The organism is Paenibacillus sp. UASWS1643, from assembly GCF_008693195.1.
Classification (GTDB): Bacteria; Bacillota; Bacilli; order Paenibacillales; family Paenibacillaceae; genus Paenibacillus; species Paenibacillus amylolyticus_B.
In genome coordinates this window covers 98,997-122,039 of record NZ_VXKZ01000102.1, presented here as the reverse complement: position 1 = coordinate 122,039, position 23,043 = coordinate 98,997, and the positions used below count along the sequence as shown (strand labels likewise).

Annotated in this window: 19 protein-coding genes; 12 read left to right on the top strand and 7 right to left on the bottom strand. The window is 45.2% G+C overall.

Annotated elements, in window-relative coordinates; all coding sequences use genetic code 11:
* The first annotated feature begins 215 nt into the window (after positions 1–215).
* Positions 216–3,089 (top strand): 2-oxoglutarate dehydrogenase E1 component, encoded by a 2,874-nt coding sequence (locus tag FE296_RS09580; RefSeq protein WP_124113675.1) that lies wholly within the window; start codon positions 216–218, stop codon positions 3,087–3,089.
* Positions 3,090–3,094: 5 nt separating this feature from the next.
* Positions 3,095–4,366: a 2-oxoglutarate dehydrogenase complex dihydrolipoyllysine-residue succinyltransferase gene (gene odhB, locus FE296_RS09575; RefSeq protein ID WP_150364829.1), complete on the top strand. Its 1,272-nt coding sequence runs from the start codon at positions 3,095–3,097 to the stop codon at positions 4,364–4,366.
* A gap of 134 nt (positions 4,367–4,500) precedes the next feature.
* Here the strand turns inward: odhB and FE296_RS09570 are convergent, their stop codons facing one another.
* The 4 genes from FE296_RS09570 to mnmL form a co-directional block, all read right to left on the bottom strand.
* The gene (locus FE296_RS09570; protein WP_150364828.1) at positions 4,501–5,481 is read right to left on the bottom strand and encodes an alpha/beta fold hydrolase; all 981 of its coding nucleotides are present in this window, start codon (positions 5,479–5,481) and stop codon (positions 4,501–4,503) included.
* 41 nt (positions 5,482–5,522) lie between these two features.
* Complete coding sequence (locus FE296_RS09565; RefSeq protein WP_150364827.1) at positions 5,523–6,500, bottom strand: type I phosphomannose isomerase catalytic subunit; 978 nt, start codon at positions 6,498–6,500, stop codon at positions 5,523–5,525.
* A gap of 189 nt (positions 6,501–6,689) precedes the next feature.
* Positions 6,690–7,274, bottom strand: a complete 585-nt coding sequence (gene mnmM / locus FE296_RS09560; RefSeq protein ID WP_150364826.1) for a tRNA 5-(aminomethyl)-2-thiouridylate-methyltransferase MnmM — start codon at positions 7,272–7,274, stop codon at positions 6,690–6,692.
* Complete coding sequence (gene mnmL / locus FE296_RS09555; RefSeq protein WP_150364825.1) at positions 7,275–8,228, bottom strand: tRNA modification radical SAM protein MnmL/YtqA; 954 nt, start codon at positions 8,226–8,228, stop codon at positions 7,275–7,277.
* Between the two features lie 439 nt (positions 8,229–8,667).
* Between mnmL and FE296_RS09550 the strand changes: the two genes are divergently transcribed.
* Both FE296_RS09550 and trmB read left to right on the top strand, forming a co-directional pair.
* Complete coding sequence (locus FE296_RS09550; RefSeq protein WP_105597935.1) at positions 8,668–8,868, top strand: hypothetical protein; 201 nt, start codon at positions 8,668–8,670, stop codon at positions 8,866–8,868.
* Between the two features lie 152 nt (positions 8,869–9,020).
* Positions 9,021–9,776 carry a tRNA (guanosine(46)-N7)-methyltransferase TrmB gene (gene trmB / locus FE296_RS09545; RefSeq protein WP_150364824.1) on the top strand — a complete coding sequence of 252 codons (756 nt, stop codon included), beginning with the start codon at positions 9,021–9,023 and terminating at the stop codon, positions 9,774–9,776.
* A 127-nt stretch (positions 9,777–9,903) separates the two neighbouring features.
* On the opposite strand, the gene FE296_RS09540 is transcribed toward trmB, so the two are convergent.
* The gene (locus FE296_RS09540; protein ID WP_150364823.1) at positions 9,904–12,156 is read right to left on the bottom strand and encodes an AraC family transcriptional regulator; all 2,253 of its coding nucleotides are present in this window, start codon (positions 12,154–12,156) and stop codon (positions 9,904–9,906) included.
* A 406-nt stretch (positions 12,157–12,562) separates the two neighbouring features.
* Between FE296_RS09540 and FE296_RS09535 the strand changes: the two genes are divergently transcribed.
* The 3 genes from FE296_RS09535 to FE296_RS09525 all read left to right on the top strand — a co-directional run bounded on the left by FE296_RS09535 (position 12,563) and on the right by FE296_RS09525 (position 16,082).
* A complete protein-coding gene (locus FE296_RS09535; protein WP_017689672.1) occupies positions 12,563–13,468 on the top strand; it encodes an ABC transporter permease in 906 nt (301 codons plus the stop codon).
* Positions 13,469–13,564: 96 nt separating this feature from the next.
* Positions 13,565–14,428: a carbohydrate ABC transporter permease gene (locus FE296_RS09530; protein ID WP_370511436.1), complete on the top strand. Its 864-nt coding sequence runs from the start codon at positions 13,565–13,567 to the stop codon at positions 14,426–14,428.
* Between the two features lie 100 nt (positions 14,429–14,528).
* Positions 14,529–16,082, top strand: a complete 1,554-nt coding sequence (locus FE296_RS09525) for an ABC transporter substrate-binding protein (RefSeq protein ID WP_411860571.1) — start codon at positions 14,529–14,531, stop codon at positions 16,080–16,082.
* A 140-nt stretch (positions 16,083–16,222) separates the two neighbouring features.
* Here FE296_RS09525 and FE296_RS09520 read toward each other — a convergent pair whose 3' ends face one another.
* The gene (locus FE296_RS09520; RefSeq protein WP_091032863.1) at positions 16,223–17,374 is read right to left on the bottom strand and encodes an MGDG synthase family glycosyltransferase; all 1,152 of its coding nucleotides are present in this window, start codon (positions 17,372–17,374) and stop codon (positions 16,223–16,225) included.
* Positions 17,375–17,424: 50 nt separating this feature from the next.
* Complete coding sequence (locus FE296_RS09515; protein ID WP_017689668.1) at positions 17,425–17,952, bottom strand: phosphatase PAP2 family protein; 528 nt, start codon at positions 17,950–17,952, stop codon at positions 17,425–17,427.
* A gap of 711 nt (positions 17,953–18,663) precedes the next feature.
* Between FE296_RS09515 and FE296_RS09510 the strand changes: the two genes are divergently transcribed.
* The 5 genes from FE296_RS09510 to FE296_RS09490 all read left to right on the top strand — a co-directional run bounded on the left by FE296_RS09510 (position 18,664) and on the right by FE296_RS09490 (position 23,029).
* Positions 18,664–19,902, top strand: coding sequence for a glycosyltransferase family 2 protein (locus tag FE296_RS09510; RefSeq protein ID WP_036610177.1), 1,239 nt, complete (start codon positions 18,664–18,666; stop codon positions 19,900–19,902).
* 335 nt (positions 19,903–20,237) lie between these two features.
* The gene (infC, locus tag FE296_RS09505) at positions 20,238–20,732 is read left to right on the top strand and encodes a translation initiation factor IF-3 (protein ID WP_017689666.1); all 495 of its coding nucleotides are present in this window, start codon (positions 20,238–20,240) and stop codon (positions 20,730–20,732) included.
* Between the two features lie 24 nt (positions 20,733–20,756).
* On the top strand, positions 20,757–20,960 hold the full coding sequence (rpmI, locus tag FE296_RS09500; protein WP_017689665.1) for a 50S ribosomal protein L35: 204 nt from the start codon (positions 20,757–20,759) through the stop codon (positions 20,958–20,960).
* A gap of 88 nt (positions 20,961–21,048) precedes the next feature.
* A complete protein-coding gene (rplT, locus tag FE296_RS09495; RefSeq protein ID WP_017689664.1) occupies positions 21,049–21,408 on the top strand; it encodes a 50S ribosomal protein L20 in 360 nt (119 codons plus the stop codon).
* Positions 21,409–21,988: 580 nt separating this feature from the next.
* Positions 21,989–23,029 carry a BMP family lipoprotein gene (locus FE296_RS09490; protein WP_124113683.1) on the top strand — a complete coding sequence of 347 codons (1,041 nt, stop codon included), beginning with the start codon at positions 21,989–21,991 and terminating at the stop codon, positions 23,027–23,029.
* Positions 23,030–23,043 lie beyond the last annotated feature (14 nt).

Below are 23,043 nucleotides of genomic sequence, written 5' to 3'. Positions count from 1 at the left end.
TCTGTGCGACGGTATATACAATCATTGTTTTACTTTGATTTTGAAAACGCAGACAAACCTTGACGGGAGCGTCGGACTAACGTTACTACCACCAACAGCACGATTATTGGACTTCATGAAAAATTTCGCTTAAAATGTTGAACGAACGCAAATTACGGCTTAGTCAATGATTTCCGTCAAAAACTTATGACTAAATCAAGACGGAGGGAACGTCGATGACGATCGTGGAAGGCAACAAGAAGCCCTGGGAAAGTTACTATGGCCCCAATATGGGATACGTACAGGAACAATATGAATTATTTGCTCAAGATCCTGGTTCGGTTACACCGGCCTATCGGGAACTATTTGAACAATGGGGTGCACCGCCGATGTCTGGCAGGGATGCACGCACAACCTTGAATTCCGGCAACGCCCAATCTGCTTCCGGAAGCGTAGATATTCAATTATTACAGAAAGCGGTTACAGCGGGTAAACTGGTATGGAACATCCGTACCTATGGTCATCTTGCTGCAGATATAGATCCGCTTGGAATCAGTGAAGATACAGACACATCTTTGCTGGAACCTCAGCATTTTGAATTAAACGAAGAAGATCTGAAAGCTTTGCCTGCTTCCCTGATCTGGGAAGGTGCAGATGGACAGACAGCAACCGGATGGGATGCAATCCAACGTTTGCGTCAGATATACACTGGGCCCATGGCCTACGAATTCAGTCATGTGCACGAAGTTCAAGAGCGTGAGTGGCTGAATCGTCGCGCGGAATCTCGGACATCACCGGCTCCGCTTACGTCGAAAGAACGTAAGGCTTTGCTGGAACGTTTGGTTGAAGTCGAGCAATTTGAAGATTATCTTCACAAAACATTTGTTGGGCAGAAGCGTTTCTCCATCGAAGGTAACGATGTGCTTGTGCCGATGCTGGATGAAGCTGTTCGCATCATGGCAGAAGCCGGATCAAGCCACATTCTGATGGGGATGGCTCACCGTGGACGGTTAAATGTACTGGCTCATGTTTTGGGCAAACCGTACAGCAAAATTTTCTCTGAATTTCATCATGCTCCGAACAAAGATTTGGTTCCATCGGAAGGTTCGACTGGAATCAACTACGGTTGGACGGGGGATGTCAAATATCATATGGGTGCCAACCGTTTTGTAAAAGACGGAGAAACTGTGCAGGCTCGCCTTACTCTGGCAAATAACCCGAGCCATCTGGAATACGTTAATCCGGTTGTACAAGGGTTTGCACGTGCGGCTCAGGATGACCGTCGTGACCCTGGATATCCGAAGCAGGACGTAACGAAGGCAGCTACCATTTTGATGCATGGTGATGCAGCATTCCCTGGAGAAGGGATTGTTGCAGAGACGCTTAACTTCAAAGCTTTGCCAGGATATCAGAATGGCGGAACCATCCATATTATCGTCAACAATCGTCTGGGTTTCACTACAGATAGCGGTGATTCCCGTTCAACGTATTACGCAAGTGACCTTGCTAAAGGGTACGAAATTCCGATTGTACACGTGAATGCGGACAATCCGGAAGCTTGTATTGCAGCCATTCGTATGGCAGCAGAGTATCGCAATCGTTTCAAAAAGGATTTCCTGATCGACTTGATCGGTTACCGTCGCTACGGCCATAACGAAACCGATGATCCCGAAACAACTCAACCTATCGTTTATGACAAGGTGAAAAACCATCCAACGGTAAGCCACTTGTATCAGGATCAGTTGAAAAAGGAATCGATTATCGATGATGCATCCATTACGAGCATTCGCGATGGAGTAACGAACAAATTAAAAGAAGCTTATGACCAGATGAAGAAAAATGAAGTACATGAATATTACCAACGGAAAATCAGTGAGCCGGAAGCTGTTACGATTACGCCTACTGCCGTACCATTGGAGAATCTGCGCAGCATTAATGCGGACCTGCTGAAATGGCCTGAGAACTTCAATGTGTATCCGAAGTTACAGCGGATTTTGCAACGCCGGAGCACTTCCCTGAACGAAGGGGAAAAAGTGGATTGGAGCCTTGCGGAGACACTCGCATTTGCAACCATTCTGGCAGATGGCAAGCCAATTCGGATTAGTGGACAGGATGCCGAGCGTGCTACATTTGCTCATCGGAATCTGGTATTGCATGATTCAGAGAATGGAGCAAAGTTCTGCCCATTACATCACTTGCCACAGGCAAGAGCATCCTTTGCAATCTATAACAGTCCGTTGTCTGAAGAATCCGTTGTTGGATTTGAATACGGATATAACGTATATTCACCCGATACACTGGTCATCTGGGAAGCTCAATTCGGTGACTTTGCCAACTGTGCACAAGTTATTTTTGACCAGTTTGTATCAGCGGGTCGCGCCAAATGGTCACAAAAATCCAGTCTGGTTATGTTGCTTCCACATGCGAATGAAGGTCAGGGACCTGAGCATACAAGTGCTCGTCTTGAACGCTTCCTGCAGCTTTGTGCAGAAGACAACATGACGGTTGCCAACTTGTCGAGTGCATCTCAGTACTTCCACTTGTTGCGTCGTCAAGCTTCGTTGACTGAAACGGAAGATGCTCGTCCACTTGTGATGATGTCACCAAAAAGTCTCATTCGGAATCCGCGTGTTGCTTCACCGGCAGTCGAATTTAGTGAAGGCAAGTTTGAGCTTGTGCTGGAACAAGCTGGACTGGGGACACAGCCGGATCGCGTAGAGCGCATTATTTTGTGCAGTGGCAAGATTGCCATCGACCTGGAAGATGCTTTTGAAAAAGATAAAGCAGATTGGTCATGGCTTCACATCATTCGAGTGGAACAACTTTATCCGTTCCCGGCAGAAGAGATCAAACGTATACTTGCACGTTTCAGCAATGTAAAAGAACTGGTATGGGTGCAGGAAGAAAACAAAAACATGGGTGCCTGGACATACATGGAGCCTCGTCTTCGTGAAGTTGCCCCGGAAGGCACAACCGTTAGATACGAAGGTCGCCCGGAACACGCAAGTCCTTCCAGCGGTTATCAGCTTGTGCATAGTATGGAACAGCAACAGATTATTACATCTGCGTTGAAACAAACGACGAAGAATAATATTCCACTGGGGAGGTAACAGCTGTGAGTGAAATTAAAGTACCTGCAATGGGTGAGTCAATAACTGAGGGAACTGTATCCAGATGGATGGTTAAAGAAGGGGATACCGTTAATCAGGGTGATGTGCTTCTTGAACTGGAAACGGATAAAGTAAATATTGAGATCAGCGCAGAAGAAAGTGGCGTGCTGGAGAAGATCATACGTCAGGAAGGAGAGACGGTCGAGATCGGTGAAACGATCGGTACACTCTCAGCTGGTTCTGGAGGAGGAAGCGGTGCACCCGCTTCCGAACCAGCAGCTGAAGAGAAAAAGGCCGTTACTCCTGCACCTGAAGCTCCAACACCACCACTAGCACCTGTTGCGGCAGCACCGGAGTCATCCGATAGTGCCAAGACGGCTTCACCGTCTGCTCGTAAGCTTGCACGTGAACGTGGTATCGAGTTAGATCAGGTTCAGAGCAAAGATCCGATTGGACGGGTATACCAAGATGATGTGAAGAGCCATAACAATCAGGTGCCTGCTCCTGCTGCTCCACCTGCGAGTAAAGCTCAAGCAGCACCAAGTGCTCCGGCAGCTGGAAGTTCTACCTATACCAAACCAGTGGAGCGTCAGCGGATGTCTCGCCGCCGTGCGACCATTGCCAAACGTCTGGTAGAGGCTCAGCAGACAGCAGCCATGTTGACTACGTTTAATGAAGTTGATATGACTGCGATCATGGATGTACGTAAACGCCGTAAGGACAAGTTCAAAGAGAAACATGAGATTAACCTGGGCTTCATGTCCTTCTTCACCAAAGCGGTTGTGGGGGCTCTGAAAAAATTCCCTACAATTAACGCAGAGATTGATGGCGAAGATGTTGTGCTCAAAAAGTATTATGATATCGGCATCGCCGTATCTGCGAAGGAAGGACTGGTTGTACCGGTTGTACGTGATGCCGATCGTCTGGGCTTTGCCGAGATCGAGAAGAGCATTGCGGACCTGGCATCCAAAGCTCGTTCCAACACGCTGGCGTTATCTGATCTGCAAGGTGGAACGTTCACCATCACCAATGGTGGAACATTTGGTTCCTTGTTGTCTACGCCAATTCTGAATACACCTCAAGTGGGTATTCTGGGGATGCATAAGATCCAGCTTCGTCCAGTCGCGATTGATGCAGAGCGGATGGAGAACCGTCCAATGATGTACATCGCGCTGTCCTACGATCACCGGATTATCGACGGTAGTGAGGCTGTTCGTTTCCTCGTGACCGTGAAAGAACTGCTTGAAGACCCGGAATCTCTGTTAATTGAAGGTTAATCCATAAAGCTTGTTTATAGCTATTATTCATATCGTTCAACAAGAAAACCCCTGAACTGGAGCGCAGCGTGAGCTGCACATCCGATCCAGGGGTTTCTTTTGCTGTTGCTCATGGTATGTTGCCTTCGACTCTATTAGATAGAGTCAGCCGTCTCAGTAGGGTTCACCGGGCTAGGGTGTGTATTCGATCCAGGGGTATTCCGCTCTAGCCAGTTCACAACATGCTGAGCCACTTCTGTTCGGTTGATCTCATGCAGCATTTCATGGCGTCCATCCGGATACAGGCGATACTCAATATTCTCCAACTGAAGCTTCTTATACTGCGAGACCAGATTAAGAACGCCTTTGCCATGAAGTCCGACAGGGTCCTTTTCACCTGAGAACAGGTATACGGGTTTGTGTTTGGGTATGCGCTCCATATTGTGTGGAAGATGGACTTCAAGCAGTAATTTGAAGAAGTCGCGGAAAAAGCCTGCTGTACAGACTGCTCCGCACAGGGGATCATCAATGAATCGCTGAACCTCTTGTGAGTCCCGGGACAACCAATCAAACGGTGTCGCGGCAGGGCGGAAAGAGCGGTTAAATCCACCAAACACAATCGCGTTGAGCAGCATGCTGGGATGAGTATCCCCCTGAATGCCGCATTGCAAGAAGGCCAGCTTCTCTCCAAACCGGAGCAGACCGCGTCTGCCGTTTGTCCCGGATAAAATAAAGGCATGGTACTGCTCATGATCAGCGTACATGAGATGTTGTACCAAGAATGAGCCCATGCTATGTCCCATGAGAAACAGGGGCACCCCAGGATTCTCCTTGGCGGCTACTTCGCCCAGATTGATCATATCACTCGCCATCCAGCGGAAGGCATCGATACCAGCATTACCAAGCAACTTGGCATGCTCTACAGTTTTGCCATGACCCCGATGGTCATTGGCATAGACCGCATAGCCATTTTCAGTAAGAACGTTGGCAAATTCCGCGTATCGGGCTGCGGTCTCGCCCATGCCGTGTGCAATTTGCACTACACCCTTAACGTTGCATTCCGGATCGGGAAGCCAGCGGTACACATGAATACGGGTACCTTCACTAGCGACCAAGGCAAAGGTAGATTCCTGCATCTCGTGTAATTCCTCCTTCACAGGTTACATATAAGCTTGATTTATGGCAGATAAGAGCGAAGAACAGTGGTATTTCCATCTAATGTATAAGAACCCAGATTGGCTGGCAAGAGATAACATTGTCCAGCTTTCAATTCAATGCTGTCTGATTCAGCATGTGCCCACTCCAAAGTTCCTTCTCCTTCACAGACAACGAGAATCGTGAAGCTGTCAGGATTGGTGGAGAGTTCCCAACGTGTATTCACAACACCTTTTTCAACTACAAAATAAGGGCATTCCGCAAGCTTGAGCCATTCACCAGGAGTAGCGTTATTTGTTTTCATCGTTGAGGCACCTGCGCCCTCATAGGCGGTGACATTTAATGAATCTTCAACATGCAACTCACGTGGTTTGCCATCCAGCCCTGGACGATTGTAATCGTATATCCGGTACGTCGTATCCGAGTTTTGCTGAATCTCAGCGACAACGACACCTGCACAGAGCGCATGCACTGTTCCAGCAGGGATAAAGAACGTATCACCAGCTTCTACAGGCACCTGACGAAGGGTATCCATCACCGTGCCGTTTTCCAATGCTTCTTTTAATGTTGCCCGATCAACGCCTTCATTTAAGCCGTAGATGATGTGTGCGCCCGGTTTTGCGTCGAGTACATACCACATTTCTGTTTTGCCAAGCTCGCCAGGAGGCAGTGCCTCATACTCGTCTGTTGGATGAACCTGAACGGACAGGTCATCGTTGCAGTCAAGCAGCTTAATCAGAAGGGGGAAACGGCCGCCTTTTTCGGAAACGCCTTTGGTTCCAAGCCATTCGGTGCCCAGTTGTTCACGAACTTCATCCAGACCCTTGCCAGCAAGGGCTCCATTTAATACCTTGGTTGTACCGTTTGGATGATCCGCAATCATCCATCCTTCTCCGATATGTCCTTCAGGGGGCGTAAGGCCAAATTGCTCCAGCGCACGACCGCCCCACACACGTTCTTTGAATTCAGGTTGGAATTGTAATGGGTATGGCATAGACATCAGTAATCTCTCCTCTAGTATATGAAGTGGTGGATCGCTTTAATCAGTCATGGGCATGTAGTCGCCATGAGCAAACAAGTGAATACGTTTGCATATGTAGATGTAGAACACAGATCGCAGTAAGAAAAAGCCGTTAATAGCTCACCTTGCGATTGTGTCTAGTTTATTGTATTTGGTGAACAAAGGAAATTATTTTTTCTCAATTCCGATCAGAAAAGGAGAAGTTTCTCGCTGTAATTGGCGATACAGCACAACCTGTGCTTGTTCTACCGGCAGGGAAGAGGACCATTCCAGCACGGCTGATGCTTCCTGTGCGCCTCCGTCATGACCGGGGTAGAGCACAACTGTAATAATTCCGCGAGGACGTAGTAAAGCGAGTGCAGCCTCGAGTGCAGCAATCGTACTGTCAGTCTTGGTTATGATGGAGGAATCTGCATTTTCCGAAGGCAGATACCCCAGATTAAACATGACTGCGCCAACCGCACCAAGCCATGACTCCGGCACGGCTTCTGCCATTCGATCATGACTTAGTTGAAGCATGGAGATGGAGCCAAGCTTGGTTTCGTCGTTTTGTTTTCGAATCCGGGCCTGTGCAAGCGTAAGGGCTTCACTTTGAATATCGAATCCAATGACTTGACCACGTTTGCCTACTTGTTGTGCCAAAAATAGTGTGTCTGCTCCAGTACCAACCGTTGCATCTATGGCCAGATCACCTGGCTGCAGACGGGAAGCAATCCACTGATGAGCACAGCTGAGAACCGAAAGAAAGCCCATCTATGCTCGCCTCCAATACTTACCTTGCCATGAATCCCGCTCTCGCAGCTCACGATCAATGGAGTTTAACACTTCCCATTTGTTGAGGGACCACATCGGTCCAATCAGCAGATTACGCGGTGCATCGCCTGTAAGACGGTGTACGATCATTTCTGGCGGGAGCATCTCCAATGTATCTACGATCAGTTTGATGTACTCATCCTGTTCCAGAAAACGTAAAAGTCCGGCTTCGTATTGCTTCACCATCGGTGTTTTGCGCATGAGATGTAACAGGTGAATCTTGATTCCCTGTACATCCATATTGGCAACTGCCCGTCCGGTGTCCAGCATCATCTCATGTGTCTCTTGAGGCAAACCATATATGATATGTGTACACACTCGTATATTCCGTTTGCGCAGTTTCTCAACCGCTTCTTCGTAACACTTCGTGTCGTGCGCCCGATTAATCAATGTTGATGTGGAATCATGGATCGTTTGAAGTCCCATCTCAACCCACAGATAGGTGCGTTCGTTCAGTTCAGCCAAATAATCAACAACGTCATCTGGCAAACAATCCGGGCGAGTGGCGATGGACAAACCAACAACACCGGGTTGCTCAAGAATTTCTTCAAAATATTCGCGCAGCTCCTCAACCGGAGCATACGTATTCGTATAGGCTTGGAAATAGCCAATATAATGTGCTGTAGGCCACTTGAGGTGCTGTTTATCTCGAATTGTATTGAATTGGGTGACCAGATCTTCACGTCTGCTGCCAGCAAAATCACCTGATCCACGCGCACTGCAGAAGGTGCAACCACCTTTGGCAATGGAACCGTCGCGGTTGGGACAGGTGAATCCAGCATCCAGCATCACCTTGAAAACCTTATTGTTAAATTGATCACGCATCTCATAATTCCAGGTATGGAATCGTTTATCTCCCCACAACAGAGGGGACTGTAATGCAGGTGCATTCATCTTCAGGGTACTCCTTTGGCTGTCGAATTACAGTAATCATACGTGAACAAAAGAAGAAGCGCTATGCGATTTCCGTCATAGACGATGGATTGCGATTATAGGTGTCTTCATGAACTTTAGCATTTTGCATTATTCGATTTGAATCGCTCACGGGTACAAGATATGGACAGGAAAAAGCATCCTGATCCATATCTTGCTGATTGGAAGACGCTTATGGGATTTTTGCAAAATGCTCACTTTATCATTGTATCAAAAAACTAAAAAAAAAGGGAATCGAAACGCAAAAATAGGCCGTAAAATCAAGGTTTTCTCCTTGCTATAGTTTACACCTTATGTTATATTTAAATCAGCGTCAGACACCATCTAGTGGGTATTATTCATCATAGCATTTGAATCAAGATTGACGTCATGGACCATACTATACCGTGAGGTGATATGAATGAATTCCCAAGTTAAAAACAATGAATTGAATCGTGTGTCTGTTGAATTGACGGCAGAAGAAGCACTGGCTTTAACAGGTGTTCGTTTTAATGGAAATCCGAAAGTGAAAGCGGCTGCAAGACAAAAAGTTCGCGATGCTTTCGAAAAGACATTTGATTTTTCACACCAAGATAAGGTAGACTATGAACTACTAAAGTAGTTGGACCCCAATTCCAAATAAATCGAAGAGGGAATCTTTGAGATTTGCCCAAAGTGGCAGATCCGAAGATTCCCTTTTCATTGCTCTTTACAATTTGCCAGTTCTTCGGCAAAATAAGTCTGAGACAAGTATGGGACAAACGGAGGAATAAAATGCGTTTACGTGGCAGAAAAGGGATAAGAGAAAATCTGGAGCAACAAGTTGATCTTGTTGTACTGGACCCCAAGCAACATAAAGGAAAATGGTCTGAACTGTTTGGCAATGACCACCCGATCTTCGTGGAATTTGGAATGGGTAAAGGTCAATTTATCAGCCAAATGAGTTATAAATATCCGGAATTTAATTTCATCGGTATTGATATGTATGATGAACTGGTGCGTCGTGCCAGTGAGAAAGCTCGTAATGCGTGGAGTCAGGCTGATGTGGAGACACCCCCTAACCTGAAGCTTGCGCTGGCAAATATCGAACAGATCGAGGAAGTTTTTGAACCGGAAGAACTGGAGCGCATTTATTTGAACTTCAGTGATCCTTGGCCAAAAGCAAAGCATGCACGTCGTCGTTTGACGCATCCGCGCTTCCTGAAGAAATACACGGAATTGCTTAATCCCAAAGGTCAGATTCATTTCAAAACCGATTCGGAGACGCTGTTTGATTTCTCACTCAATGCCATTGCCGACTTCGGCCTGCAAATGACCAATATTTCTTTGAATCTGCATCGTGATGGTTTGAATGAAGAACATGTGATGACGGAGTACGAGCAGAAATTCATGGGTAAAGGTATGAACATTCACCGGGTTGAAGTGATTGTTGGTGAAGAGGCCCTGCGTGAGTATCAGCAGACACGTCTGGACAAGTATAAAGTTCGTGAAGCTTCTGATGAGTCCGGCGAAGATCAGGAACCGGAATAAATCAAATCTAACTTAAACTTGTTAAAGAAGAGCGACACATGAGGTGAATGATTCATTCTCATAGGTCGCTCTTTTTTTGCATTAACAACAATGTGCAATGCTCCATAAACTCAAGTCTGGTATGATTTCAAAAGTTCTCTGAATGAAACTCTTTGCGACGATAATCGTTTGGTGTAACACCATTAAACTTTTTGAACATGCGATAGAAGTATGAACTGTTGGTGAATCCGGTTCTCTCGGCAATGTCGGCAACGGAGTTCTCCGTCTCCACCAGCAGATGCTGGGCCTTGGCTATGCGGGTTTCGTTAATCACGTCCGTGAGCCCTTTCAGGGTGAGCTGTTTGTAGAGCCTGCTTACATAGATGGGTGACATGCCCAACTCATCTGCGATAGAAGTTAGACATAGATTGGGGTCCGCATAGTCTCGCTCAATAATGCCATTGATTTTACGAATCAACTCTTCGTGCTTAAGTGTACGTTTCTCCTCGACTTTGGAGCCAAGCTCATCAAACATCCGATAGAAGTGTTCATGTACTTCACTGATGTCTTCAGCGTCTTTGACAGGCAGCATTAGACCATCCGAGACTGAATCAAGCGTGAGTTGATTATTCTTCTTGAGGGTATTTCGTACATGGTTCAGTGTCATCGTCAGATGGGATAAGGCTAGCTGGAAGACGGTAAATGGATATGCGGCTGTTTCGCCGACGATGTCTGCATAGACTTGTTTTGCTTCTCGCGTCTTACCTGTCATTAGATGATCAACAAGTTGTCTTTCCTTACCTGCTGGAAATGCGTACTCCTTGGCGTGATAAGCCATGATGTCAGCGGTATAGATCAGACAACCCGGTCCCATGAACAAACGATGCAGTGAGGCTTCGGCTGATCTGGTGTAGGATGCAATACTGTCTTCCAATGAATCTTCTTCAGTACCTATAGTACAGGAGATGGAGCATTTCAAATGGGTCATTACAGCTGCCTGCATCATACGTAGCAGCTCTTCGATCCGGTTATGAGCAGGTTGCCCAGGTTCATGGCTTTCCGCTTTTTCATTGAAGATGAGTGTGATCAGATCACCGCCCATGTCCACAGCTTCCGCATTGTAGTGGAGATCGGCTGTCTCGGTGCATATGTTCATCATGGCGTATTTTACAAGCTGGGTCTCATCACGGTACGTTTCGCAGAATTCGGTAAAATGGTCAATACGCAGCAATACCAGTCTGGATGCATGGTGAACATCAATGGAGGAGCCGTAGAACTTCATCCGTTCTTCCAGCATACCTCCAGTTACTGTTTCGCGGCCCTGTAGGGCCCCTCGTAGAAAATCCTGCCGTAACAAATGAAGACTGCCACGTCGCTCTGCTTCCATCACACGTAAACGAACAAGCACCTTATCAATAGGGTGATATAGTTTTCGGGACACAAGGTAAGAGAGCAGTAACCCTGCGAAGAGAAGTCCAACACAAAACAGAACGGTATGTGTGCGCATACTCCGTATATCTGAGGTAATCAGATCATAAGGTGTTATTCTCACATAACGCCAACCCAGATCATCGGGAGCGGTATAGGTGATGAGAGATTTTTCTCCGTCGACCTTCTCGGTAAAGTAAGCTGACTGCTCCGTATCCTGCATAATTGGCTTTATAAAAGCTTCGCTGGAGAGATTTTTCATCAATGCACGGTCGCCAAAGTCAGATAAAAGGTCTCCATTCTCATTTACGATAAAGGTTTTGCCTGGTTGATCCACAGCATTCATATTCGGACTGAGCCAATCATCCTTGATATTCACGATGACAGCATAGTTTAATTTCGCGTTGTCATTGATTGTGTCGTAACAGAGATAGGTGTAGCTGTTAACCTCTGTTGCTTCGGTAGAGCCGACCTGATATGTACGCGGGATGGGCACAAAAGGTTTATAGTCATGGAAGCGTTGGAGGATGCTTGTAATCCCCTGATCATCGATCTCCGAGATGGACTGCTGCCCATTGCGCACGTTGGAACTGATATAGAATTCATTACTTTTGGAGTTATATACATAGATGGATTCGATAAAGGGTAGGGACATACGGTAGTTGTCTAGCTGCTCCATCGCCGATGTGATCTCATAGATATTTGGTTTGGGATAAAGCAGCAATGAAGAGATGGTGTAGTCCTGATAGATCTGATATGACAATGATTTTGCAGTCTCGGTCATTTTCGCCACTTCACGGCTGGTTTGTGTAAGACTGTTCATATCTGTACGATACACCTGGCGAAGAGCAATCCGATTATAGTTGACGTACAAAATAGTAGAAGCCACAAGTAAGGTAGCGACGGTACTGATAATAATGCCGATCAGAATCCGTGTGAAGACCTTCTGACTGTCCTCTGAACGTTTACGCATTCATCTTCCCCCTCGAACCTCCTGTTTTGGGTGAACAACATAGAATTTCATATACATAAGTGAGGCTTCATATATGGATGAGCAGAAGAGCAAGAGTAACTTGAATTATATATTATGTATGCGTTTACATCAATGCTGGACAGGCCATTTTGCCTGTTTTCTCTACATAAAGTTCAACTTTCGCTGGATTGTTCACTAGGTGTAGCCTATGCACGATATCAACATTTGTGAACGGATGTGTGTGGATGTCTGTTCATTTCATGGTTCGTTCATTTTGTTCATAATTCATTTCGCAGAATCGTTCATTTTCTGATTGGAAGCTTCAGTATTCGTGAGTGAAGAGAGCATCTACAATAAAAAGAGCTCCACCACGCAGCACCGCAAGAAATTCGGGAGGGATCGAGCCATGCTCAAAGAATTGAACAAAAACAAAATCATGTTTCTGATGCTGTTGCCCACGCTGATCTTTTTTCTGATTAACTCGTATTTTCCGATGGTCGGCATCTATTATGCGTTCACCCGGTATGATTTTGAAGGCGGATTATTTGGCAGTCCATTTGTCGGTCTGGAGAACTTTAAGTTCCTATGGCAATCCGGAATGCTACTGAAGCTCACAACCAATACCGTGGGATACAATCTCGCCTTCATTATATTAGGAAACGGTCTGGCGATCTTCTGTGCGATCATGCTTAGCGAAATCCGAGGCAGGTTATTCAAAAAAATTACGCAATCCGTCATGTTCTTGCCGTATTTCATCTCATTTGTACTATTAAGTGTAATCGCTTACAACATGTTTAACTACGAGTCGGGTTTTGTGAACACGGTGCTCAAACGTTTTGAGGCCGGCCCGGTCGACATTTATAACACACCCTGGATCTGGGTGTTCCTGATCATCATCTTTTATCTGTGGAAAAATCTTGGATACAGCATGGTCATCTATCTGGCCGCCATAACGGGGATCAGTGACGAGTATTATGAGGCTGCCCGAATCGACGGAGCCAATATATTTCAGCGGATCTGGTACATTACGGTACCGATGCTGAAGCCAACCTTTGTCATCCTGTTGTTGTTCTCGCTCGGCAGCATTATGAAGGGGCAGTTTGACCTGTTCTATCAACTGATCGGCAACAACGGGGTGTTGTACAACGCTACAGATATTATTGATACGTATGTATATCGTTCGCTCAAAGTCACATTTGATATCGGGATGGCAACGGCAGCTGGTCTGTATCAATCGTTGTTTGGATTCATTTTGATCATGACGGTCAACTATATTATTCGCAAAGTAAATGAGGACTACGCCTTGTTCTAGAGCGCCCGCAGGGCAGGAGGGAGAACAATCATGAACACGCCAATGAATACTCACACTCGTACGAATACGCGTCTCAGAGATTCGGAATTCACTTTCATGTTTCAACTGATTTCCTACAGCTTCATCATCATTTTATCAATCATGTGCTTGCTACCGTTTCTGCTGATCCTATCCGGTTCATTCAGCAGCAACGAGTCCATTGTGAGGGATGGTTATCACCTCTTTCCAACGGACTTTTCCCTGGAAGGTTACAAAATGGTGTTCAAATTCCCGACTCAGGTACTCAAGGCTTATGGGGTAACGGTCTTTACAACGGTGGTGGGGACTACGCTAGGGCTGTTCCTCATCACGATGGCCGGATTTGTGCTCCAGCGTAAGGACTTTAAATATCGGAACACGTTCTCGTTTTTTATCTACTTCACAACCCTGTTTGGTGGGGGACTTGTGCCTTGGTACATTATGCTGGCGAACTACTTCAATCTCACAGATACGTACACCGTACTTATTTTCCCGGGGTTGATGACGCCATTCCTCATTATCCTGATGAAAAACTTCATTCGCTCAGCAGTGCCGGATGAATTGATTGAGTCCGCCAAAATTGATGGAGCGAATGACTTCCGCATCTATTTCAGCATTGTGTTGAAACTGGCGATGCCTGGTATCGCCACCGTAGGTCTGTTTCTGGCACTGGGTTACTGGAATGACTGGTTTACCTCATCCCTCTTCATTAACAACCCGGATATGTACCAACTGCAATTTTATCTCTACAACACGATGAACACGATTACATTCATTGACCAGATGGCGATTGGCACAGGGATCACACTCAGTCAGGATGTGCCTACGGAATCAACCAAGATGGCAATGGCTATCGTTGTAACGGGACCGATTTTGTTCCTGTATCCGTTTGTACAACGTTACTTTGTCAAAGGACTCACCATTGGTGCAGTGAAAGGTTAGAACGTGAACACGCTGTGAGTGTCAGGCCATTGACATCATTTCCGGTCTGAAACATGGCGAGTCTGCGCTAACATATAAAGGTTCACCACAAAAAGGGAGGATGCGTATGCGTAACAAAACAATTCGGCACCTGTCTCTGGTACTTGCTCTGATGTTGTTCGCCGGGGTACTTGCCGCATGTAATAACGGTTCGGGGGGATCGACACAAGGAAGCGAGCAGGGTGGGACATCCGGGAACAAAGGCGAGAAAGTCACGCTCCAATTTTACATGCTTGGGGATGCTCCTAAAGATCTGCCTGTCATTGAATCCGAGATCAATAAGCTGGCGGAGGCTGATCTGAACGTCAATGTGAAATTTAACTACACCTCATGGACCGACTGGGATCAAAAATATAAACTTCTGCTGTCTTCCGGACAGCCGATCGATCTGATCTTCACAGCGGATTGGACATTCTACCAGTCCTATGCCAAGAAGGGCGCGTTCCTGCCACTGGATGAAATGTTGCCTACAGCAGCGCCAGCACTGAAAGCTCATGTACCTGATGACATGTGGAATGCTGTCAAAATCAATGACAAAATCTATACTGTTCCATCAACTTGGATTGAGTATGTAACCGAGGGGATTGCGTACCGTGAGGACTTGCGCGAGAAGTACAATCTTCCAAAACCGGAATCATTGGAGACGCTCGAAGCGTATCTGGGGGGCATCAAAGCCAACGAACCCAATATGATTCCGATTGCGGATAGCAATGCCAACCATACCCATGGTATTCGTCAATTGACATCCAAGCTGGTTAATACAGCAGGTCAACTTCCATATGGACTGGATATTATGTATGACACACCATCAAGCGTGACGTCCTACTGGGGATCCGCGCAACACCTGGAAGACCTGAAAACATACAAACGTTGGATGGATAAAGGATTTTTCCCGAAAAACGTACTGAATGTAAAAGATACATCCAACTCGTTGCTGCAAAATGGAAAAGCGGCTGTTGTTCTGTCCGGGGAAAACCCTAACAAATTTAATGCAGATGTAATCAAGGTGCAGTCTACGCATCCAGATTGGAAACTGGCTTATTTCCCTTACCCGAATGCAAAAGGGTTTGCACAACCGGTTCACCCGATCCACAACGGATTTGCGATTCCGCGTAGCAGTAAAAACCCGGAAAAAGCCTTGGCATTTTATGAGAAACTGGTTACAGATAAACGATATAACTGGTTGACTGAATACGGCGTTGAAGGCAAAAACTTCGAGGTAGATAATGGATACTACAAAATGGTCGGAGATGCACAAACTAACGGCTTCCCGCGTGAAGGCATGAATGGCTGGGCTTGGCGTAATCCGGAATTCATGCTCTATGATAAAACCTTTGATGACGTGCTGACCATGTTTGAAGATCTCGACAAAATCAAAAAGCCGGATATCTTTACAGGATTTGCTGAAGACTGGACTCCGTACCAAGCAGAGAAGGCTGCATTGGAACAAGTGGAAAAACAATATTTGTATCCGCTTAATGTAGGTTTGGTGGCAGACGTAGAGGCTGGATTGAACACATTTATGGAGAAGGCGAAGCAAGCAGGATTGGAAAAAATTCAGGCGGAATACACCAAGCAGTGGCAGGAGTACTTGAAGTCAACAGGCATTCAATAATTTGTACTTTCCTTCATAAAGAAAAGGTGCCTTCAAATCCGAAGGCACCTTTTCAATGTGGTTGCAGGCTTGTTTGAAGCCGTTGGTTAGAGGCATGATTGGACGAAGAATGCGGGAAGCAGCACCTTATTTGGATAAATTCATAAACGGGCCTCTTCTGCGGATGAAGGACGAACGTCCTCCAGCAGATCGATAATACTTTGAGCGCTCTGCATGGGATGAACCTTGGCGATTTCCGCCAGATGACGTTTGCGTTTACGTACAACATCCGGGTAGTGATGCAACAGCTTGTTCATCCATTTGACCACTACGTCGAGCGAAGTTATGGGTTCTCCCAACCCTCTTGCCGTAAAATAATGGACGTTTTCTTCTTCCTGACCAGGTATAGGGTTGTGGAACAACATTGGAATTCCTTTGGCCAAGCCTTCGCTGCATGTCATTCCCCCAGGTTTGGTGATCAGGAGGTCGGATACTTCCATCAATTTGTCCACTTCGTTGGTGTAACCCATAATATGAATGTTTTCTTTGCGATACATGGGGTTCTGTTCCATGCTGATCCGTGCTTTATCATTGCGACCCAGACAAAAAATGATCTGAATATCTTCATGCCAGCGTGTCAGCAGCGGATGGACCAGCTTGTCGCTGAGCATTCCCCAGCCGCCACCCATCACCAATACAGTAGGCATGTTCTTGAGGTTGAATCTGCTTCGAATCTCTTCTCGCCCGGGATGCTCCCAGAAATTAGGATGCACCGGAATGCCCGTGACTCGAATGTTGTCTGTAGGTACGCCGCGTAGCATTAGTTTGGACTTAACCTCATCTGAAGAAACCAGATAAAGGTCTACTTCACGGTTAATCCACGTCCCATGTGCATCATAGTCGGTGATGACTGTGCATAGGGGAACCTGTACACCCAGACGCTTCAGTCTGGATATGACAGCACTTGGAATCGGATGTGTACAGACGATTGCATCGGGACGTAACTGGCGCACAACGCTGCGTGTATGTGTATAGAACAGTTTATGCAGCGCCAGTGTTGTCAGCCTGTTTAATGATTTTTTATATTGGTGTCTGTATACGTATCCGACAAGTTTGGGTTGGTTGGTAACCGTTTTTTTGTATGCTGTTATAATCAGAGGTGCAACCTTGGGATTTAAGAAACTTCCCAGTTCAAGCACTTTTGTCTGCACGTCTGGCGAGAGCTTTCGCAAATTGCTGGACAGTGCATAGGCGGCTTGAGTATGACCCGTACCAAAGCCTTCAGATAATAGTAATACTCTTTTTTTCTCCACGCTTGCTTCACCTGTTCCTGCTAGGTTTTTCTGAGTCTAACATATCGGCTTTAAGACCAGAATGCAACTGTTGCAAGTGCGACTAAAGTACCTATTGTGGCACCTGCCAGAACATCGGAAGGATAGTGTAATCCCAGATAAATTCGAGAGAATCCGACAATAAGGGCCACAGGCAACAAAATTAGCAATAAGATCGGATCAGTGGTCATAAAGGGAACCGTGACCGAAAAAATGGCAGTTGTGTGCCCTGAAGGAAACGAGTGATCCGTCAGGGGATTACGGAACGTAATTGTATCCGGCAAGGCCAGATAAGGTCGAATGCGGGGATACAATTTTTTCGCGATGGCTACAGGAATGTGGCTGACCGCAAGAGCGATACAAGCCTGGAGTCCTGTTGTGCTCCATGGGGCTGGAGCAAGCAGCCAGATTAACAAGGATATTGCAATAGAAGATGTTGCTCCACCTAGATGGGTGAAATAATACAGCCAAAAATTCATAAAACGATTATGAAGTCGGCCGTTGATCCACATAAAAACATTTCGATCATAATCTTGAAACTTTAAGAATAAACGGCTCATATTGGCCTCCTGCCAGTCAGGCCGCCCGTAATGGCGGCATTATTTCCGGTGATTTTCTGCATCCGGTTTCGTCCTGATTAGTATATAACCGTTTTTCATGAACTTGAGGTTATTTCAGGTATATGTTTATCATATTTTTAAATGTTGTCCTTTTCAAGAAGAACCCATGTAAAGAAAGTGAAATTCATGTTAAAGAGTGGATATATACCCATCTTAACTTTTTGACTTGGGTCAGCCAAAAAAGATACAATGATTCAACATGGCTGAAATGAGGTAAAAAAATGTGAGTTCTGTTTCAAACTTTTTGAGGTCTGTTTGCGTTATTTGTTATAGAGCCTCTGATGAAGAATAACATGCTGATGAAAAAAGCAGGGACTTTAGAAATAAAAATCAAGTAAACGGCTGAAAATAAGATATAACAGGCATGAATGCGAGGTTGTGGTATCACGAAGTGTCTATTCAGCGTTTAAAGATCACATTTCTGCTTCAGAAAGTGGAATTGGGGTTTTGACAAATGACTGAAAAGGATACAGAATCGATAAAGCAGCCAACTGATAGCAACCAAGCTTTGAAACATTGCCTGATATATTCACGTAGTACACAAAAGAACAGGGTCATATTCTGCAGATCAAAAAAAAAATAAATTGCAGAATCAGGAAGAGAAATGCTTGAGTAAACTGGGTTTTGAAAAAAAGGGGGTAACAGAGAACGATGTTGGACGCTATATTCGTCACGATGCAGGTCATTCTGGCACTGCTAGCCGTGTACCAATTCACGTTTTCGCTGTTCGGTCTGATTAAGAAAAAGAAAAAGAAACATTATCCGGCGACAAAATCATTCGCTGTACTCGTTGCAGCACACAATGAGGAACAAGTCATTGGTGCCTTGATGGAGAACTTGAAACAACTTGATTATCCGGAAGATCTGTACGATGTGTTTGTCATCTGTGACAACTGTACGGATGGAACGGCTCAAATTGTCAGAGAGCATGGATTAAACGCCTGTGTACGTACCAACGCCGATCTGAGAGGTAAAGGGTATGCCATCGAATGGATGCTTAAGTACCTGTGGAAATTGCCACGTCAGTATGACGCAGTTGTTATGTTTGACGCAGATAACCTGGTTGACCGTAACTTCTTGCTTGAGATGAATGATGACTTGAACAATGGTTCGCGTGTTATCCAAGGATACATTGATACGAAAAATCCGGAGGATTCCTGGATCACTGCAGCTTACGGCGTATCTTACTGGTACATCAACCGTTTGTGGCAGTTGTCTCGTCATAACTTGAATATGGCGAATTTCCTCGGTGGAACCGGAATGTGCTTCGAGACCAACCTGTTGAAGGAAATTGGCTGGGGCGCAACAAGTCTGGTTGAGGATCTGGAGTTTACGATGCGCAGTGTGCAACGTAATGTGTATCCTGTTTTCAACTATGACGCCAAAGTATTTGATGAGAAGCCATTAACATTCAAAGCTTCAGCGAGACAACGTCTGCGCTGGATGCAAGGTCACTTTACAGTTGCGCGTAGATATTTCTTCCCACTGCTCTGGCAGTCCATTAAGGAAAGAAGCCTGGTGAAATTTGACCTTGCTATCTATGGAGCCAATGTCTATGTGGTATTGCTTACGTTCCTGATGACGGCTGTGATGTGGGTAGACATGGCTATATTCAGTGGTCCGCACATTGCTAATATTTATGGATACTTCCCGTTATGGGTTGGGTTCGTGGCTATTGGTTTGAATATTCTGACGTTCCTGTTGTCCATGGCGCTGGAGAAGGTTACCTTTGCCAAAGTTTATCTATATCTGATTTTGTTCCCGATCTACCTGCTGTCTTGGTACCCGATTACGTTCTACGCTTTCTTTACGCAGAACAACAAACAGTGGAGCCACACTCAACATACACGTGTTGTACGGTTGGATGAGGTGCAAAGCAAGCAAGGGTAAGGAACTTGCATGCGATACCTTGTTGACATCTGATATCACAAATGTATAATTCACAAAAATAAGTTGTGAAGAATGTTGACAATGTGTTTTGTGGGTGATATAGTATTCAAGTGCCTTAAAACGAATAGCAATGGAATCACAAGCAGAAGTCCGACTTCTCACCTGATCAACAAACATGTTGGCTGGTCAACGATCCCAATAATTTATGAAGTGTATACTCATGAAGAATTGTGTTGATTACAGGGATGTCGGTAGCTTGACCGGCATCCCTTTTATTTTTGTTTAACTGGATATTCAAAATGACCTGGAGGTGGACGATTATTAGTAAAGATCACATGATTAATGATGAGATTCGGGCGAAGGAAGTACGCCTTGTCGGAGCTGAAGGAGAACAAATTGGGATTACGCCCATTCGCGAAGCACTGCAAATGGCGATTGACCTGAATTTGGATCTGGTCAATGTGGCACCACAGGCTAAACCGCCGGTGTGTCGTATTATGGACTATGGCAAATTCCGCTATGAGCAACAAAAGAAAGATAAAGAAGCCCGTAAGAACCAGAAAATTGTTGATATTAAAGAAGTATGGTTCCGTTCCAATATTGAGGAGCACGATTATCAAACGAAGCTTCGTAATGTAGTTAAGTTTTTGAACGAAGGCGACAAAGTGAAATGTTCTGTTCGTTATCGCGGACGTGAAATTGCACATGCCGCGATTGGTCAACGGATTTTGGAGCGCGTTAAGGTAGAAGTTGCAGAACTTTGTACTGTTGAACGTCAACCAAAATTGGAAGGCCGCAGTATGATCATGATCTTGGCTCCTAAAGCCTGATAACATTGGAGGAGGAAACACAAAATGCCTAAAATGAAAACACACAGCAGTTTGAAAGGACGCTTCAAAATTACCGGTTCCGGTAAGGTCCTTCGTTACAAAGCTCACAAAAACCACTTGCTTTCCCACAAATCCAAACGTGCTAAGCGCGTTCTGAACGGTAACCCAGTTATGGCTGCCGGGGATGTTAGACGTTTGAAACAAGGTTTGGCTAACTTGAAAGGCTAATTCTAATTAGTACATTCCGTATGGGGGATCGGCTACGGCCGTACACATACCACGGATACATTTATATTTATTTGGGAGGTTCTTTAATATGGCAAGAGTAAAAGGCGGTTTTGTAGTACGTCGTCGTCATAAAAAGGTTTTGAAACTGGCAAGAGGTTATTTCGGTTCCAAACACCGTATTTTTAAAACAGCTAACGAGCAAGTAATGAAATCCTTGGTATACGCATACCGTGACCGTCGCAACACGAAACGTAACTTCCGCAGACTGTGGATCGTTCGTATCAATGCAGCAGCACGTATGAATGGTTTGTCTTACAACAAACTGATCCATGGTTTGAAACTTGCTGGTGTAGACATGAACCGCAAAATGTTGGCTGATCTGGCCGTTAACGACATCAATGCGTTCAACTCTTTGGCTACTGTAGCTAAAGGCAAAATCAACGCTTAAATTGTATGATACAAGCCGCCGTACCTATATGGCGGCTTTTTTTACGGCTTGGGAGAAATTCGAAGATGAATCTCTGAATGAGTAGAGCGAATAGGCTGTAGTCTGGAGGGGAACAATGAAACCAGATAACTGGTTGAATAACCGTCCATGAGAATACATAAAATACGAACGGTGAAATAATACAAATAAAAACAGGTAAATCCCACTCATCACTAAAGTTCGCGATATGTTTTTGTGATATAACATCACATCGTTGTAACGTTAGTGTGTTAAAACGCTAAATTATTAAGCGTTTTCAATAAAAAAAGAACAAAAATATGTGATATTTGGTGATGAAACATCTGGATTTTAACACTGGTTGATTGTATAATCACCTCTAGTAGGCTAGTCCTAGATTTTTCTCTCCATGTCATAATGTTCGGTTTTTCGACAGATGATAGGATGCCACAAGGGTGAAAATGCGCTTTTAATGTCGGAGAAACCATACATTCTGCATAAAAGTCATTTCTGCTATCTGTTAACCGTTCAATTGTGGGCTGGATTGGAATGAAGGATATATCATTAAGGGGGAAAAAGAGAAATGAAAAAGATGCTCAGCTTGTCTTTGGTAATGTTGCTGGCGGTATCGGTTATGCTCGCAGGTTGCGGTAGCAAACCGAAAGAAGAAACAAATGCCGGAGGAGATACAGGTGGCACATCCACTGAAGCGAAATCCGATCTCAAAATCGGCATGGTTACTGACGTAGGTGGAGTTAATGACAAATCCTTTAACCAATCCGCTTGGGAAGCTCTGCAAGCGACTGAAACAGAAACAGGTGTAGCTGTTAAATACCTGCAAAGTAAATCCGATGAAGAGTACATTCCGAACTTGAACGAATTCGTCAAAGGTGGATATGATTTGACTTGGGGTATCGGTTTCCAATTGGCTGATGCAATCAAAACGGTTGCTGACCAAAACCCAGATTCCAAACTCGCGATCATTGACAGTGTAGTGGATTCTCCTAATGTTAAGTCCGTAACTTTTGCTGAAGAAGAAGGATCCTTCTTGGTTGGTGTTGTTGCCGGTCTGACAACAAAAACAAACAAAATTGGTTTTGTAGGCGGTATGGAAAGCCCACTGATCAAAAAGTTTGAAGTAGGATTCAGAGAAGGTGTTAAAGCAGTGAACCCTGATGCTCAATTCATTTCTAACTACACAGGTGCATTTGATAAACCTGACTTGGGTAAAGCAGCAGCAGCAACACTTTACAATGAAGGCGTAGATATTATCTTCCACGCTTCTGGCGCAACAGGTAACGGTGTGTTTAAAGAAGCAAGTGCTCGTAAGAACCAAGGTCAAGATGTATGGGTTATCGGTGTTGACAAAGACCAATCTCTTGAGTTTGGTGACGAGATTACTTTGACTTCCATGATCAAAAAAGTTGACGAAGCAGTTAAGCGCGTTAACAAAGAAGTAGTTGATGGTACATTCGCTGGCGGTTCCGAGAACCTGACTTTGAAAGAAAACGGCGTAGGTATTGCTGATACCTCTACAGCCAATGTATCTGCTGATACACTCGCAAAAGTGGAAGAGTACAAAGAAAAAATCATCAGCGGCGAAATCAAAGTTCCTACAGAGTAATTTTGATCTTAGAC